Origin of the sequence: Streptomyces cinereospinus (assembly GCF_042430725.1) — a bacterium.
Lineage (GTDB): Bacteria > Actinomycetota > Actinomycetes > Streptomycetales > Streptomycetaceae > Streptomyces > Streptomyces cinereospinus.
This window is the reverse complement of the sequence record NZ_JBHMCY010000019.1, coordinates 65,219-81,629: the sequence shown is the minus strand read 5'-3', so window position 1 is coordinate 81,629 and position 16,411 is coordinate 65,219. Positions and strand designations below refer to the sequence as shown.

Here is a 16,411-nt window from a genome sequence, read left to right as displayed (position 1 = left end):
GAGCCGCGAGCCGCGAGCCGCGAGCCGCGAGCCGCGAGCCGCGAGCCGCGAGCCGCTGACCGGCTGGAGGAGCGGGTTTGTTAGAGGCGGCCACCTTGTTCGGTAGTCAGCCGCTTCGCGTGCCCGTGGGGCGTGACGCCCACCGTTGGAGCACCTTCCACGGCGAACGCACCCTCGTCGTCGCCGCCCGTACAGTCACGTCGACCGTCCGCGCTCTCGAAACGCTGCCGCCGCTCCTTCGCGGCGACAGCCGTGTGACCGTCGTCTTCGCCTACGACCCCACGTCCGCCTTCAACGCCGGAGTCCTCGAGCTCCTCCACGCTGCCGGATGCCGGGTCATGCCCTGGGAGCAGCTGGGGCACATCGCCCCCGACCTCATCCTTTCCGCCAGCGAGAACATCGACGTACCGGAAGGCGACTGTCCGGTGCTGGTACTGCCGCACGGTGTCGGCTTTCAGAAGTTCGTGCCGGATTCACGCAGTGCGCACGACAGACTCTCCGGGGTCGTACCTGACTCCCTTCTGGAAACGGGGCGGGCCTGGCTGGCGGTCTCGCATCCAGCGCAGGAAGAGCAGTTGCTCGCCACCCACCCGAAGGCCGCCGGGCGCACACTGTTGGTCGGCGACCCCTGCTTCGACGAACTGGTAGGCAGCCAGCCACGCAGGAAGGCATACCGAGAGGCGCTGGGCGTCGCGGAGCACCAGCGTCTGGTCATGGTCAGTTCCACCTGGGGACCCACCTCGCTCCTGGGACGTCACCCGGCTCTTCTCCCGCGTCTCCTCTCACAACTTCCCTACGACGACTACCGGGTGGGCGCGATCGTCCACCCCAACGTCTGGTCGGCTCACGGATCCTGGCAGATCCACACGCTGCAAGCCGCCGCTTTGGACGCGGGCCTGCTGCTGATGCCGGCCATCCATGCCTGGCGGCCCGCCCTCGTCGCGGCGGACGTCCTGATCGGCGACCACGGTTCGGTGACGCTGTACGGCGCGGCGGCCGGCACACCACTGCTGCTGGCCGCTTTCGGCAGTGACGCGGTACCCGGGACAGCCGTTCACGACATGGCCGCCCTCGCGCCCCGCCTCGACACACGCGGGAACCTGTTCCAACAGGTGGAAGAGGTGGTACGCGAGCACACGCCCCAGCGGTACGCCGCGGTCGCCGAGCATGCCTTCGCCGAACCGGGTCATGCCCTCGCCCGGCTCCGCACCGCCCTCTACCGTCTGCTGAGGCTGCCGGAGCCGTCGTCCCCGCCGCCGTCTCCGCTGGTGCTGCCTGTTCCGGATCCACCCGCCTCGCCGGTCACGTCATGGGAAGTGACCACCGGCGTCACCGGAGACAGCGAGGTACCGACGGTCACCGTGCGCCGCTTTCCGGCAGCCGTGTGCGCTAACGACGCGGCCCACCCGGACTCCCCCGCCTGCTTCACCCATCTGGCGTGCGCGGACGACGAACGCGACCACCGACTGACCGAAAGCGCCTCCGTTCTCTTTCGGCGCCACCCCGCGTCCACCTCTGTCGGGGCACTGCGCTGGATCGCGGACACACTCGCCCAGTACCCCGGAAGCCTCCTCGCCGCCTCGAACGTTCACGGCGGCTGCTGCCTGATCGGGCTCAGGGACGGCCGGATCGCGGAGGCCACAGCCACCGGCCCGGCCATAGATCCGGGCCTGCTCGCCGCGGTCGTATACGCCTGCCTGCGAGAACGAGGCCCACTGGACGACGCCCGGATGAGGCTGCGCATCGGTGACACGCGGGACGAGGACGTCGTCATACGCCGTCGCCCCACCCTGCCGACCGGGTAGCCGCCCTGAAGTCGGCCACCACACGGTTCCCAGGAACCGACCTCAACGATCGAGGTCATCCAACCGCCGCCGCAGATCCTCCGCCAAGCGGCTGCCGGCTGCCTCGTGGATTTCGAGGGCCCGGTTCAGACAGTCGCGCACCAGGCTCTCTTGGCCTCCCATCCGCTCCGCGATGTCGGCGAGCTGCACCAAGGCCTGCGCCTCGTAGTGCGTCGCCTCCTCGTCGCCCAGAACCCTGGCCGCCTCCCGCAGCTCGCGGATCGCATCTCCAGGCTCGCCGAGATGATCACGTACGACGCCGATGGCGGCGGTCACCCGGGCCGCCATGCGCCGATCGGGCTCCGCGCGGCCCTCCAGGGCATGCCGCGCCCGGCGCAACGTGGCCATGGCCTCCACGTGATCACCTTGAGCGTCTTGCGCACACCCGAGGAAGTAGGCGGCGATGGCCGCTCCACGGGTTTCCCCGGCCTGCTCGTTGAGTTCAAGGGAGAGCTGGTACGCCTCGACGGCGCGGGACGGTTCGAAGAGGTCGCGGTACCGCCCGAGGAACTCCTGTACGGAGGCACGCAGGACGAGGTGACCGGCCGCCTCGGCCAGGGCGGCGGCCTTGTCCAGTTCCGCTCCGGCCCGGTCGTTCTCGCCAAGGTCCAGCAATGGGCGCGACAGCAGGGTGCGCAGCCGGGCCTCGGCCGCCGCGGCCTCTGCGATCTCGCCGGCCGTGTCCGCCGACGCCACCGCTGCGGCAGCCGCCTCGGCACCCAGCTCCAGCGACTCCTTCCACGCCCCGAGGTAACGGCGGTACAGGAACAGCACCGTGAACGCCTCGGCCAGTTGCCAGGCCAGGGTGTACAGCCCATGCCGAACCGTCGTACGCAGTACCGCCAGGATCGCGGGACGCTCGGTGTCCAGCCACTCCAGCGGAGGCGGCCCGCCGGCGACAGCGAAGGGATCACCGGCATCCCGCAGCAGGGCGGACAAGTCGGCGATCCGCAGCCGGTCCCGCCTGAGCGCCCGGTCGGCGAACGCGGTGAGGACGAGATAGTGCGTGCCCACCCGCTCCGTCACTACGGCCTGCTCGGTCTCCGGCTCCTCTTCCGCCGCGCGCTCCCTCGCATGCAGACGGACCAGATCATGCATGCGGTAGCGGCCGTCACCCACGGCCTCCACCAGGCTCGCCTTCGCCAGGAAACCCAGCAGGCGTTTCGCACTCCTCGCGTCGGTATCAGCGGCGACCGCTGCCACGCCAGCGTCGAAGACGCCGACGGGCAGCCATCCGAGCAGACGGTAGAGCCGAGCGGCGTCGGGTGGCAGCAGCCGGTAGGAGGGACCCAGAACAGCGGACACCGAGGACTCCTCCCCTTCCAGCGCCATGCCTGCCAGTCTTCCGGCCTCGTCGTCCAGTTCAGCGGCCAGTTCGGTCATGGTGAGACCGTCATCGGCAACAAGCCGGGCCGCGACGATCTGCAGGGCCACCGGCAGGCCGCCGCACAGCTCCACCATGCGTTCCGCGGCTTCCCGTTCGGCCTCGACCGCCTCCTCACCGCACCGGTCCTTCAGCAGCGTCAGCCCTCCGTGTGCGTCCAGCGGCTTGACAGAGATCAACCGCGCACCGTCCATAGCCAGTTCACCAAGTCTTCCCTGGCTCGTGACCAGTACCGCGCTGCCCGCCCCCTTGGGCATCAGCGCACGAACCTGTGCGGGCTGGTTCACATCGTCAAGGACGAGCAGGATGCGCAGGTTTGCCGAGCGCGACCGGAACAGGTTGGTCCGCTCCGCGAGTGAACTCGGAATGCCGTTGCCGCTTCCCCCCGGCAGCGACCTCAGGCACATGGCGAGAGCCTCGGAGACGTCCGCACCGACGGCGGTCACCGACCCGGATTCATCGCGCAGGGCCGCGAAATCCACGTACAGCTGTCCGTCCGGGAAGTGCCCCCGCGCCGCTCCCGCCCACCACCAGGCCATGGTCGTCTTGCCGACTCCGGGAAGTCCGTTGAGCACCCCGACACCGACGGATCCGGAGCCACCTGATCGCGCGCCGAGCGCCTCGTCCAAAACGGCGAGTTCAGCCGTCCGATTGCTGAACGGAACCGTCACCGGCGGAACTTGATCCGGTCTGTCCAGAAGGCCCGACACAGAGGACTTCACCGGCTGGACATTGAAGGTGATGCCACCGTGGATGTGCGATCCCTGGAAGACCGGACCGTAGTTCACCCCTCCGCTGACGAGATTGACGAAGGTTCGGGACGCATCCGGCGCCAGCTCGGACAGCAGTTGGGCCAGTTCCTGGACAGCACTGGGATCCTCCTGGAATATCCCCTCCAGACGCTGACGCCACCGGGCTTGTACAGCTGCCTGGACGCCTGCGTCCCCCGCCGCCCGGGCGCTGCCCAACTCTTCGCTCGCCGCCTGTAGTTCTTCCTCAGCGGCCTCGCCCGGAGCGCGTCGCCCGAAGAAACGGGCCAGTCCGCTCTTGGCCCGCTCCCACGACTCCGAAACCATGAGCCCGACCAGCGTCGTCGCCCCCGACGCGGCAAGAGCCGCCAACTCGGCTTCCACACAGCCCCCTTCATCCCTCCAGCCCCGCAAGGCAGTCGCACACCAACCGTAGAGAGATCTTGGACGCTTGGACAGCCCGGCTCGCTGTACACCAACGTGTCCATCGCCCCTCTCGGACACGGGCGCCATCACCTTCCCACGACAGCAGCATGATCAGCGAGCATGTTCGGGGCTGTTTCAAGGAACGATGCACTTGTCAAGGTGTCCGCTGCCGCTCCGCCCCGGTTCCGGTGAGCTAAACAAGGTCGAGGGTCAACCCGGGCTCCCGAGCGGATCTCGCGACAGCGGAAGGCGGGTGCCTGCTGGCCGACGGCACTCAGCCGTCGGCCAGCACCTCCACCAGGACCGGTGTGTTGTTCAGACCTAGCACCTGCCCGAGCCTTAACGCGACGACTTGCGGCGCACTCGGCTCGATCGCGGCAGCCAACCACAGAGAGCACTCCGGCCGCCGCGCGTTCCGTACCAGTGACCCTGCACGCTTCGGCTACTGATCTGCTTTGGTCTGCAGTTCCCGGACGATAGCGGCGTCCTGGCTCATGGCGATCACGACCCGGCGATCCACTTCTTCTTGCTCGTGCGGCTCCCCGCACGGACAGATGCTCCACTCACCCGCGTCGACCCGTCCGACGACCCGCTCGACAAGTTCAGCAAGCTCGTCAAGCACTCCCACCGGCACCGCGACGAGTTCGCCGCCCCTCGCCGACACCATGGCGGAGCCTAGTTCCGTCACGAGGTCCATGACGTGAGCTGCCGCCCGGCTGTCGTCGTTGGCCGCCGCATATCTTCCGGCTTGCGCCCCTGCCATCACCAAGCGCCCCAGAGCCATGGTGGGCACGTCCACCGTGCGCGTGTCCAGACGAACCGGGCGCACAGCGTGGACAGCGGAGGCATCCTCGTTGGAGTCGTCAGCCGCAGTAGCGATCGCGTCCGCGACCATCTCCGGCGAGACCAGATGGACGGCTTCCTCGGGGTCCAGCCTGACCTTCTCGGCGGCCGTGTTGACCACATAGGCCACGACGTCTCGAACCGCTACCGGTTCGACCTCAAGGCCACGCGTAAGCAGCACCGCCGTGGTCTGGGCCACCAGGGCCTTGAACCCCGTGCCGCTCTTGATGTCCGTCATGAGGACCAGCGTAGAGGGGCGGTTTGTTGGTTTGCGACAAAGTCGTCCCAGCGAGGGGCAGTAACCCATCGCACTCCGTTCGCCGCCCCGCGAAGCTGTCATCCAACCGTCGCCCGATCACCGCTGCACCGTCGCTGCGCCAATGGCCTCCCCTTGGCCTCCCCTCCTGGTGATCGAAGGAAAGCAGCGCTCACAGCCACCAGCTCACAAGGTCAAGGACAGGCAAAAGGACCAGGTCAGCGGGTATCTGACCTGGTCCTTTAAAGAGCCGCCTTCGGGATTCGAACCCGAGACCTACGCATTACGAGTGCGTTGCTCTGGCCATCTGAGCTAAGGCGGCGCGCCGTGCGCACCATGGTGCGATCAGCAACGTCGGTAAGTCTACACAGTTTCCGGGGTGCTCCGTACCGGCCCCGGAGCGCGGGGCTCCGAGGCCGGGTCCGGGCTCTGGGCCGGCCCGGGCCGGCCCCTAGGAGCACCGCTTTCCGTCCGCCGGCGGGGTGCCGCGCAGCAGGAACGTGTTGATCGTGCGGTCGACGCACTCGCTGCCCCGGCCGTACGCGGTGTGGCCGTCGCCGTCGTAGGTGAGGAGGCGGCCGGAGGAGAGCTGGCGGGACAGGGACTGGGCCCAGCGGTACGGGGTCGCCGGGTCCCGGGTCGTGCCCACCACGACGATGGGGGCCGCGCCCCGCGCCTCGATGCGGTGCGGCTCGCCCGTGGCCGCGACCGGCCAGTACGCGCAGTTGAGCGCGGCCCAGGCGAGGGACTCGCCGAAGACCGGGGACGCCTTCTCGAAGGAGGGCAGCGACCTGCGCACCTCGTCCGGGGTGGCGAAGGACGACGGGAGGTCCAGGCAGTTCACGGCCGCGTTGGCGAACATCAGGTTCGAGTAGCGGCCGTCCGCGTCCCGCTCGTAGTAGCCGTCGGACAGCACGAGCAGACCCGCGCCGTCGCCCTGCCGCATCGCCGCCGTCAGCGCCTCGCGCAGCTGCTGCCAGGCCGCCTCGTCGTACATCGCCGCGATCACGCCGGTGGTGGCGAGGGACTCGGTGAGCCGGCGGCCGTCCGCGTCGCCCGTGGGCAGCGGCTTGGCGTCGAGCCTGCCGAAGAGAGCCTTGAGGTTCCGGCCGGCCTGCTCCGGCGTCGTCCCCCGGCCGCCCAGCGGGCAGTCCGTCTGCCGTACGCAGTCCTTCGCGAACGCCTTGAACGCCGTCTCGAACCCGGCCGTCTGCTCCAGGTTCAGCCGGCGGGCCGGCAGCGTCGGGTCCATCGCGCCGTCCAGGACGAGCCGCCCCACCCGCTTGGGGAAGAGCCCGGCGTACGTCGCCCCGAGGAAGGTCCCGTACGACGCCCCCACGTACGTCAGCTTCTCGTCGCCCAGCGCCGCCCGCAGGATGTCCATGTCCCGGGCCGCCTCGACCGTCGAGACGTGGCGCAGCAGCTCGGGCGCGTCGGCGCCGCACCCCTCGGCGAAGCCCCGGTACGCCTTCACCAGCCCGTCGACCTCCCGTCGGCCGTCGGGGGTGACGTCCGTCCGGGTGTAGGCGTCCATGGCCCGTCCGTCGAGACATTCGACGGGCTCGCTGCGGGCGACTCCGCGCGGATCGACCGCGACCATGTCGTACCGGGCGCGCACCTGGGCCGGGTAGCCGATCCCTGCGTACGCCTGTAGGTAGCCGACCGCCGAGCCGCCCGGCCCGCCCGGGTTCACCAGCAGCGAGCCCAGCCGCCCGCCCGGCCCCGTGGCCTTCTTGCGGGCCACCGCGAGCCGTACGTCGCCGGCGTCGGTGCGCGCGTAGTCGAGCGGCGCCCGCAGCGTGGCGCACTCGAAGCCCGGGACGCCGCAGGAGCGCCAGCCGAGCTTTTGCGCGTAGTACGGCGCCAGGGCGGACGGTGTCGCCCGGGGCAGCGCCGCGAGGGCCGCCGCCTCGGCCGCCCGCGCGCTGGCGGAACTCGTCGAGCTCCCGGAGGAGCAGGCGGAGACGACCAGCGCCGCGAGGGCGAGGAACGTGGCTCCGGTGCGGGACCTGGCACTGAGCCGGGTCCGGGACCTGCGGTGCGTGCGCCTTGTGACCATCCAGCGAGCGTAACGCTGCGCGACGGCATGGGTGCCGTGCGTGCGTGTCGTGCCCCGGACGAGTGCGGGCTGTCCCACGGACGAGGGACGCCGGTCAAGGGGGGCGGGCCGGGGGGCGACGGCCACCTTCCGAGGCACGCGTGGGGGCGACGGCCACCTCGCGCGGCGCGCGGGGCGGGTCAGCCGGCTCTCAGGGCCATGGTCATCGCTTCCACGGCGAGCAACGGCGCCACGTTGCGGTCGAGCGCGTCCCGGCAGGCGGCGATCGCCTCGATACGGCGCAGGGTGGACTCGGGCGAGCTGCCGCGCGCGAGCCGCTCCAGCGCGTCCTCGGCGTCCGTGTTGGCGAGCGCGATCCGGGAGCCGAGCTGGAGGGCGAGGACGTCGCGGTAGAAGGCGGTGAGGTCGGTGAGCGCGAGGTCGAGACTGTCGCGCTGGGTGCGGGTGCGCCGGCGTTTCTGCCTGTCCTCCAGCTCCTTGAGCACGCCCGCCGTGCCCCGCGGCGCCCGGCCGCCCTGCGCCGCGCCCAGCGCCGCCCTCAGCTCCTCGGTCTCCTTGGCGTCCATCTCCTCGGCGAGCTGCTTGGCGTCCTCGGCGGCCGCGTCGACGAGCTCCTGCGCGGCCTTGAGACAGCCGCCGACGTCGTCGACGCGCAGCGGCAGCTTCAGCACGGCCGCCCGGCGCTCCCGCGCGGCCGGGTCGGTGGCGAGGCGGCGGGCCCGGTCGACGTGCCCCTGCGTGGCGCGGGCGGCCGCGGCGGCCACGACGGGCTCGACGCCCTCGCGCCGCACCAGCATGTCGGCGACGGCCTCGACCGACGGCGTGCTCAGGTTGAGATGGCGGCAGCGGGAGCGGATGGTGGGCAGGACGTCCTCGAGGGAAGGGGCGCACAGCAGCCAGACCGTGCGCGGGGCGGGCTCCTCGACCGCCTTGAGGACGGCGTTGGCGGACTTCTCGTTCAGCCGCTCGGCGTCCTCGACCAGGATGATCTGCCAGCGGCCGTTCGCCGGCGAGGTGAACGACTTGCGGACCGTGTCCCGCATGTCGTCCACGAGGATCTGCGCGCCGACCGCGACGACGGTGGTGACGTCGGCGTGCGTGCCGACCAGCGCCGTGTGGCACCCGTCGCAGAACCCGCAGCCCGGTGCGCCGCCCAGCGCGCGGTCCGGGCTGACGCACTGCAACGCCGCCGCGAACGCCCGCGCGGTCTGCGTCCGCCCCGCCCCGGGCGGGCCCGTGAACAGCCACGCGTGCGTCATCTTGGACGCCTCGGGCGGCGGGGCGTCGGCCGCGACCGCCGTGACCAGCGCGTCGGCGTCCCGGGCGGCGGCGGTGAGCTGCTCGCTCACCCTCTCCTGCCCGACGAGGTCGTCCCACACGCTCATGGGTCACGCCGCCCTTCCGTCACACTCCGCGATACGCCCTCCATTGTGCGGGCGGCCACTGACAACGGGCCGCCCGCACCGCCTCCTCCGGCCTCGCCCGGCCCGCCCGCGTCAGCGTCCGCGGCCTCTGCCCCGCCGGTCCTGCTCGTCGCCGTACCCGTCGCCGTACCCGTCCTCGTGCGGTCCGAGCAACTCGTCCGCCAGCGACGGCAGGTCGTCCAGCGGGGTCTCCTCCGCCCAGTCCGGCCGCGGCCGGCGCTGCGGCCTGCCGTCGGCGTCGACCTGCGGCAGCTCCCGCGTACGGTCCTCGGTCCCGTCCGGGGCCGCCTCCGGCCGCTCGTCCCGGAAGAAGCCCGACGGCACCCGGTCGGCGGGGTCACCGCCCCGCACCGGGGGCAGCACCGCGGTCTCGTCCGCGGCCCCGGACCCGGCCGGCGGCCGTACGGCGGTCTCGTCCGCCGCCCCGGAGGGCGCGACGGGCGGCAGCACCGCGGTCTCGTCGGCCGCCCCCGGGACACCCGGCTGCGGCAGCTCCGCCGTCACCTCCGCGTCGGAGTCACCGGCACCGGCCCCGCGCCCGCTGTCCGGCTCGTCGGCGCCGGGCCGCACCGGCCGCAGCACGGCCGTGTCCTCCAGGGGACCGCCGGACGCGTTCGTCGGGGTCACCACCGGCGTGGGCATGGTCGCCGCCTCCGGCGGCACCGCCGGAGGCGTCACCTGCCGGGGCCCGGCCGCCGCTGCCGCCGCGGCCTGCTCGGCCGCCCGGCGTGCCTCCTCGGCCCGCAGCAACGCCTCCTCGGCCTTGCGCTGCTTCTCCAGGCGGCGCTCCTCGGCCTCGGCGCGCAGCCGGGCCTCCTCCTCGGCCTGCTGCCGGCGCCGCTCCTCCTCCGCCTTGCGGCGGGCCTCCTCCTCGGCGCGCGCCCGCTCCTCGGCGAGGAGCCGGGCCCGCTCCTCCTCGGCGCGGCGGCGGGCCTCCTCCGCCCGCAGCCGGGCCTCCTCCGCCTGCCGCTCGGCCTCGCGCCGCTGCGCCTCCTCCAGCTCGCGGCGCTTGCGCTCCTCCTCCTCGGCGCGCAGCCGGGCGAGCTGCTCCTGGCGCTCCCGCTCCAGGCGCTCCTCCTCCGCCTTGCGGGCGGCCTCTTCCTCGGCCCTGCGGCGGGCCTCCTCCTCAGCCTTGCGGCGCGCCTCCTCCTGGGCCTTCACCTCGGCCTCGGACAGCGGCAGCAGCTGGTCGAGCCGGTGCCGCACCACGGTCGTGACCGCCTCGGGCTCCTGCCCGGCGTCCACCACCAGGTACCGCCCGGGGTCGGCGGCGGCCAGGGTGAGGAAACCGGAGCGCACGCGCGCGTGGAACTCGGCCGGCTCCGACTCCAGCCGGTCCGGCGCCTCCGTGAACCGCTCGCGCGCGGTCTCCGGCGAGACGTCCAGCAGGACCGTCAGGTGCGGGACCAGCCCGTGGGTGGCCCAGCGGTTGATTCGGGCGATCTCGGTCGGCGACAGGTCGCGGCCCGCCCCCTGGTAGGCCACCGAGGAGTCGACGTACCGGTCGGAGATCACCACCGCGCCGCGCTCCAGCGCGGGCCGCACCACGGTGTCCACGTGTTCGGCGCGGTCCGCCGCGTACAGCAGCGCCTCCGCGCGGTGCGACAGCCCGGCGCTGGAGACGTCCAGCAGGATCGACCGCAGCCGCTTGCCCACCGGCGTCGCGCCCGGCTCGCGGGTCAGCACCACCTCGTGGCCCTTGGCCCGGATCCACTCGGCGAGCGCCTCGGCCTGGGTGGACTTGCCGGCGCCGTCGCCGCCCTCCAGGGCGATGAAGAACCCGGAGGCGGCGGTCGCCGGCTCCGGGTCGTCGCCGCGCAGCAGCGCGTGGCGCAGGTCCTGCCGCAGCGGCACCCCGGAGCGGTCGTCGAGCTTGGCCAGCACCAGCGCGGCCACCGGCAGCAGCAGCGCGCCGACCAGCATCAGTGTGAACGCCGCCCCGCCGTGCGCGAACACGAACTTGCCGTTCTCCAGCCGGTGCGGCCCGATCAGGGCCGCCACCAGGGGCGCCACCAGAGCGCCGAGCGCCACGAAGACGCGCACCACGGCGTGCAGGTGCTCGGTCGTGCGGGCCCGCCGGAAGTCCTCGGCCTCCTGGTCGAGCAGCGCGTGCCCGGTGTTGGCGGCGACGCCCGCGCCGACGCCGGCCAGCGCGACGATCAGCAGCACGGTGGCGACGTCCGGGACGAGCCCGGCGGCCAGCAGGGCGACGCCGGTGAAGGCGATCGCCAGGGCCAGCATGCGGCGCCGCGACAGCGTCACCAGCACCTTCGGTGCCGTCCGGACACCGACGGCCACGCCACCGGTGAGCAGGCACACCAGCAGTCCGTACGTGACCGGGCCGCCGCCCAGGTCCTTGGCGTGCAGCACGGAGACGGCGACGACGGCGGCCACCGCGCCGGCGACGGCCGCGCAGGCGAGCACCAGCAGCGGCATCGCGCCCGTACGGCCCTTGTCGCTGCCCGCGGCCGTCCGGGGACGGCGCAGCCCCTCCAGCGGGGACCGCGCGCGGGGGGTGCGGGTGCCGGGCACGTCCAGGAAGGTCAGCACGGACAGGGACGCGGCGAACAGGCCCGCCGCGACATACGAGGCGAGGGCCGCCTGGTGCTGGGCGAACCAGTCGATCCCGGCGCCGAGCAGATTGTTGAACAGTCCCGCGACGACCAGCGCGGCCGCCGCGACGGGGACGGCCAGGAAGGTGGTACGCAGTGACAGGCGGCGCAGTGCGTCCATGTGGTCCGGCAGCGGCCGCACCGTCGCGCCCTCCGGCGGCGGCGCGGGCAGCAGCGCGGGCGCGGCGCTCTCCCGGCACACCGTCCAGAACCGCTCGGCGACACCGGTGACGAAGACGGTCACCAGCAGCACGGCGAGCGCGTCGTCCGGCGTCCAGTCGATCCACAGCGGCGCGACGATCAGCAGCGCGGCCCGCAGCCCGTCCGCGCCGACCATGGTCCAGCGGCGGTCGAGCGGGCCGTCCTGCGAGGTGAGCGAGGAGAGCGGGCCGAGCAGGACGGCGCCGAAGAGCAGCGTCGCGAGGACGCGCACCCCGAAGACGGCCGCCACCGCGAACGCCACGCCCCGGTACCCGCCGCCGAACGATCCCGCGGCGATCGCCGCCTGGAGGACGAGGACGACCAGCACCAGCAGCGCGAGCACGTCGCCGACGCCGCTGACCAGTTGTGCGCTCCACAGCCGCCTCAGCAGCGGCCGGCGCAGCAGCGCGCGCACGGCACGCTCGCGGGAGTCTGCGACCAGTGCTTCGTCGGGGGCCGGCTGATGGGCCGTAGGCTGCTCGGCTCGCGTCATGCGTTCAGCCTATCGGGCCGCACCGACACTGCCGTGCGTCCGCCCGAACGTCCGCACGCCCCGACACCGATGTGATGCCGGGGTGTGCGTTTCGCCACTTCCGCGAACGTGCGGTGGACGGGTGAGCCACGGGACTCCGGGCTCAGTCCTCCGACGCCGTGCGGGACGCCGTCGCCTTCTTCGCGGCGGTCTTCTTCGCGGCCGTCGTCGTCTTCGCGGCCGTCTTCTTCGCCGCCGTGGTCTTGGCGGCCGTCTTCTTCGCGGTCGTCGTCTTCTTCGCCGGAGCCTTCTTGGCGGGGGCCTTCTTCGCCGTCTTCTTGGCGGGTCCCTTCGCGCGCTTCTCGGCGAGCAGCTCGAAGCCGCGCTCCGGCGTGATCGTCTCGACGCTGTCGCCCGAGCGCAGGGTCGCGTTGGTCTCGCCGTCGGTGACGTACGGCCCGAAGCGGCCGTCCTTGACCACGACCGGCTTGCCGCTGACCGGGTCCTCGCCCAGCTCCTTCAGCGGCGGCTTGGCGGCCGCCCGGCCACGCTGCTTCGGCTGGGCGTAGATCGCCTGCGCCTCCTCCAGCGTGATCGTGAAGAGCTGGTCCTCGGACTGCAGCGACCGGGAGTCGGTGCCCTTCTTCAGGTATGGCCCGTAGCGCCCGTTCTGCGCGGTGATCTCGACGCCCTCCGCGTCCGTGCCGACGACACGCGGCAGCGACATCAGCCGCAGGGCGTCCTCCAGCGTCACGGTGTCCAGCGCCATCGACTTGAACAGCGAGGCCGTGCGCGGCTTCACGGCGTTCTTGCCGGTCTTCGGCGTGCCCTCGGGCAGCACCTCGGTGACGTACGGGCCGTAGCGGCCGTCCTTGGCGACGATCGTGTGGCCGGTCGCCGGGTCGGTGCCCAGCTCGAAGTCGCCGCTGGGCCTGGCGAGCAGTTCCTCGGCGAGTTCGACGCTCAGCTCGTCCGGTGCCAGGTCGGAGGGGATGTCGGCCCGCTGGTGCTGCTCGGTGTCCTTCTCGCCCCGCTCGATGTACGGGCCGTAGCGCCCGACCCGCAGCACGATGCCGTTGCCCACCGGGAACGACGACACCTCGCGCGCGTCGATCGCGCCCAGGTCGGTCACCAGCTCCTTGAGGCCGCCGAGGTGGTCCCCGTCGCCGTTGCCGGCGTCGGCGGCCACGCCCGCCACGGTGCCCTCGCCGAAGTAGAACCGCTTCAGCCACGGCACCGCCTGCGCCTCACCGCGCGCGATGCGGTCGAGGTCGTCCTCCATCTTGGCGGTGAAGTCGTAGTCGACGAGCCGCCCGAAGTGCTTCTCCAGGAGGTTGACCACGGCGAAGCTCAGGAAGGAGGGGACGAGGGCCGTCCCCTTCTTGAACACGTACCCGCGGTCGAGGATCGTGCCGATGATCGACGCGTACGTCGACGGGCGGCCGATCTCGCGCTCTTCGAGCTCCTTGACCAGCGAAGCCTCGGTGTACCGGGCCGGCGGCTTGGTCGCGTGCCCGTCGACGGTGATCTCCTCGGCGGTCAGCGGGTCGCCCTCGCCGACCTGCGGCAGCCTGCGCTCGCGGTCGTCCAGCTCGGCGTTCGGGTCGTCGGCGCCCTCGACGTACGCCTTCAGGAAGCCGTGGAACGTGATCGTCTTGCCCGAGGCGCTGAACTCGACGTCGCGGCCGTCGGCGGCGGTGCCGCCGATCTTCACCGTCACGCTGTTGCCGGTCGCGTCCTTCATCTGGGAGGCGACCGTCCGCTTCCAGATCAGCTCGTAGAGCCTGAACTGGTCGCCGGTCAGCCCCGTCTCGGCGGGCGTGCGGAAACGATCACCCGAGGGGCGGATCGCCTCGTGCGCCTCCTGCGCGTTCTTGACCTTGCCGGCGTACGTGCGCGGCCGGTCCGGCAGGTAGTCGGCGCCGTACAGCTGCGTGACCTGGGCGCGCGCGGCACTGACCGCCGTGTCGCTCAGCGTCGTGGAGTCCGTGCGCATGTACGTGATGTAGCCGTTCTCGTACAGCTTCTGTGCGACCTGCATGGTCGCTTTGGCGCCGAAGCCGAGCTTGCGGCTGGCCTCCTGCTGGAGCGTCGTCGTACGGAACGGGGCGTACGGCGAGCGGCGGTACGGCTTGGACTCGACCGAGCGGACGGAGAAGCGGGTGCCGGCCAGGGCGGCGGCCAGCGCGCGGGCGTTCGCCTCGTCGAGGTGGAGGATGTTCGCGCTCTTGAGTTGTCCCCGGGAGTCGAAGTCGCGGCCCTGCGCGACCCGCCTGCCGTCGACGGTCTGCAGGCGGGCGACCAGCGACGACGGGTCCGACGGATCCCCCGCGCGGCCGGTCGCGAAGGTGCCCGTCAGGTCCCAGTACTCAGCCGAACGAAACGCGATGCGCTCGCGTTCCCGCTCGACCACGAGCCGGGTGGCGACCGACTGGACGCGGCCCGCCGACAGCCGCGGCATGACCTTCTTCCACAGCACCGGCGAGACCTCGTAGCCGTAGAGGCGGTCGAGGATGCGGCGGGTCTCCTGGGCGTCGACGAGCTTCTGGTTGAGCTGGCGCGGGTTGGCCACGGCCTCCCGGATCGCGTCCTTGGTGATCTCGTGGAACACCATGCGCTTGACCGGGATCTTCGGCTTCAGGACCTCCTGGAGGTGCCAGGCGATCGCCTCGCCCTCCCGGTCCTCATCGGTGGCGAGGAAGAGCTCGTCGGAGTCCTTCAGCAGGTCCTTGAGCTTCTTGACCTGCGCCTTCTTGTCGGCGTTGATCACATAAATGGGCTGGAAGTCGTGTTCGACGTCCACGCCGAGGCGGCGGACCTCGCCGGTGTACTTCTCCGGCACCTCCGCGGCACCGTTGGGGAGGTCGCGGATGTGCCCGACGCTCGCTTCGACGACGTAGCCGGGGCCGAGGTAGCCCTTGATCGTCTTCGCCTTGGCAGGCGACTCGACGATGACGAGTCGGCGGCCGCCCTGTGCGGTCTCGCTGGTCGGGGACAACTTCGCTCTTCTCTCCGGTCGACGCTGGGGTCTCCCCAGGCCTTGCTCCCGGGGTCAGGTCACCTTTCTCGGCTCACTCGCTGGTGACGCTGCGGAGTGTGACGGTACATCCCGCCCCCGTGTCAAACGGGAAAAGCCCGCAACGGCCACTCGAACGGTAACCCGACTACCGCCATTCCTGCCGCCCGGCGTGTCCACCGATCCGTACGCGTCCATCCGGAGTGTGCACTACCGATCACCCCAGGTGGAACGCGTCCTCGATCGTCAGACCTGGCTGAAGCACCACGCTCCGAGGGTCAGCGAGATCACCGCGGCGATGCCCGCGAGGGTCGCCGATGCGACCGGGTTCACACCGTGGGCGACGGGCTCGCGGCGGCGCGTCCGGGTCGCCGTCCACACCAGCAGGCCGCCTCCGAACAGGGCGAACACCACTCCCGTGAAGATCGCCGGTCCGCTCTCCATGGCTCGCGTACCCCTTTGTCCCGTCGGTGAGTCCGCACTCCCCGGGAGGTTGGCACGCACGGGCTGCGCCCAGGCGAATCCGACGTGAACGAGGGGTCGACGGGACGGTGCGGCTGCTTCCGGCCGCGGCCGGAATCCAGCAGGGCGGGGTTCGGCATAATTTTTTTCGGCGCCCCGTCCCGGCGGCCCGCGCCGGGCCGGCTCACCGAGAGGCCGGGCCCGCCCCTCGGCCGCCGGCTCGTCCCGTGCCGCGGCGTCCGTGATGTTGGCCGGTTTGCCCACTGCCGTGGGGCGCCGGTCCGGGGGCGGTCCGTGTGCCGCCGGGTACGGGCCGACGGCCCGGGCCCGTCCGTCCCGGCCCTGCGCCGGACGCACTCGCCGCACGGACCGGCCGCGCGCCTCCGGCCCGTACCGCGCGCTCTCGTCCCGGCCCGCGCGCCCACGGTCCGTTCATCCCTGGTCCCGGCCGGGCCGCGACGGCCGGGGGGTTCGGCGCGCGCCCACGGTCTGTCCCCTGCGCCCTGATTCCGACCCGCACGCCCTCGGGCGGTCCCGCGCGCCCTCATCGACCCACGCCACGCCCCCGGCCCATCCCGCGCGTCCTCGTGCCCTCTCACGTGCCCGCGGTCTGTCCGCGCGTCCCCGCCCCCCGGCGCGCACCCCACCCGCACGCGCCCCCGC

8 protein-coding genes and 1 tRNA gene are annotated in these 16,411 nt (G+C 72.2%); 1 reads left to right on the top strand and 8 read right to left on the bottom strand.

Features of this window, described 5'->3' with window-relative positions:
• Nucleotides 1-119 precede the first annotated feature (119 nt).
• On the top strand, nt 120-1,805 hold the full coding sequence (locus ACFF45_RS12785) for a hypothetical protein (RefSeq protein ID WP_381345794.1): 1,686 nt from the start codon (nt 120-122) through the stop codon (nt 1,803-1,805).
• A 42-nt stretch (nt 1,806-1,847) separates the two neighbouring features.
• Here the strand turns inward: ACFF45_RS12785 and ACFF45_RS12780 are convergent, their stop codons facing one another.
• The 8 genes from ACFF45_RS12780 to ACFF45_RS12745 all read right to left on the bottom strand — a co-directional run bounded on the left by ACFF45_RS12780 (nt 1,848) and on the right by ACFF45_RS12745 (nt 15,730).
• Entirely contained in the window at nt 1,848-4,361 is a 2,514-nt protein-coding gene (locus ACFF45_RS12780) for an NB-ARC domain-containing protein (RefSeq protein WP_381345793.1), read from the bottom strand.
• Nucleotides 4,362-4,845: 484 nt separating this feature from the next.
• Nucleotides 4,846-5,484 (bottom strand): hypothetical protein, encoded by a 639-nt coding sequence (locus ACFF45_RS12775; RefSeq protein WP_381345792.1) that lies wholly within the window; start codon nt 5,482-5,484, stop codon nt 4,846-4,848.
• Nucleotides 5,485-5,750: 266 nt separating this feature from the next.
• Nucleotides 5,751-5,824 (bottom strand) — tRNA-Thr (locus ACFF45_RS12770).
• Between the two features lie 129 nt (nt 5,825-5,953).
• Nucleotides 5,954-7,561 carry an alpha/beta hydrolase gene (locus ACFF45_RS12765; RefSeq protein WP_381345790.1) on the bottom strand — a complete coding sequence of 536 codons (1,608 nt, stop codon included), beginning with the start codon at nt 7,559-7,561 and terminating at the stop codon, nt 5,954-5,956.
• 179 nt (nt 7,562-7,740) lie between these two features.
• Complete coding sequence (locus ACFF45_RS12760; RefSeq protein ID WP_381345788.1) at nt 7,741-8,946, bottom strand: DNA polymerase III subunit delta'; 1,206 nt, start codon at nt 8,944-8,946, stop codon at nt 7,741-7,743.
• A gap of 111 nt (nt 8,947-9,057) precedes the next feature.
• Complete coding sequence (gene tmk / locus ACFF45_RS12755) at nt 9,058-12,291, bottom strand: dTMP kinase (RefSeq protein WP_381345786.1); 3,234 nt, start codon at nt 12,289-12,291, stop codon at nt 9,058-9,060.
• Between the two features lie 142 nt (nt 12,292-12,433).
• Nucleotides 12,434-15,268: a type I DNA topoisomerase gene (topA, locus tag ACFF45_RS12750; RefSeq protein ID WP_381345784.1), complete on the bottom strand. Its 2,835-nt coding sequence runs from the start codon at nt 15,266-15,268 to the stop codon at nt 12,434-12,436.
• A 264-nt stretch (nt 15,269-15,532) separates the two neighbouring features.
• Nucleotides 15,533-15,730: a hypothetical protein gene (locus tag ACFF45_RS12745; RefSeq protein ID WP_381345783.1), complete on the bottom strand. Its 198-nt coding sequence runs from the start codon at nt 15,728-15,730 to the stop codon at nt 15,533-15,535.
• Nucleotides 15,731-16,411 lie beyond the last annotated feature (681 nt).

Coding starts and splice junctions, on each gene's coding strand:
- ACFF45_RS12775 (WP_381345792.1), bottom strand. CDS start 5,484: ATGACGGACATCAAGAGCGGCACGGGGTTCAAGGCCCTGGTGGCCCAG.
- ACFF45_RS12765 (WP_381345790.1), bottom strand. CDS start 7,561: ATGGTCACAAGGCGCACGCACCGCAGGTCCCGGACCCGGCTCAGTGCC.
- ACFF45_RS12760 (WP_381345788.1), bottom strand. CDS start 8,946: ATGAGCGTGTGGGACGACCTCGTCGGGCAGGAGAGGGTGAGCGAGCAG.
- tmk (WP_381345786.1), bottom strand. CDS start 12,291: ATGACGCGAGCCGAGCAGCCTACGGCCCATCAGCCGGCCCCCGACGAA.
- ACFF45_RS12745 (WP_381345783.1), bottom strand. CDS start 15,730: ATGGAGAGCGGACCGGCGATCTTCACGGGAGTGGTGTTCGCCCTGTTC.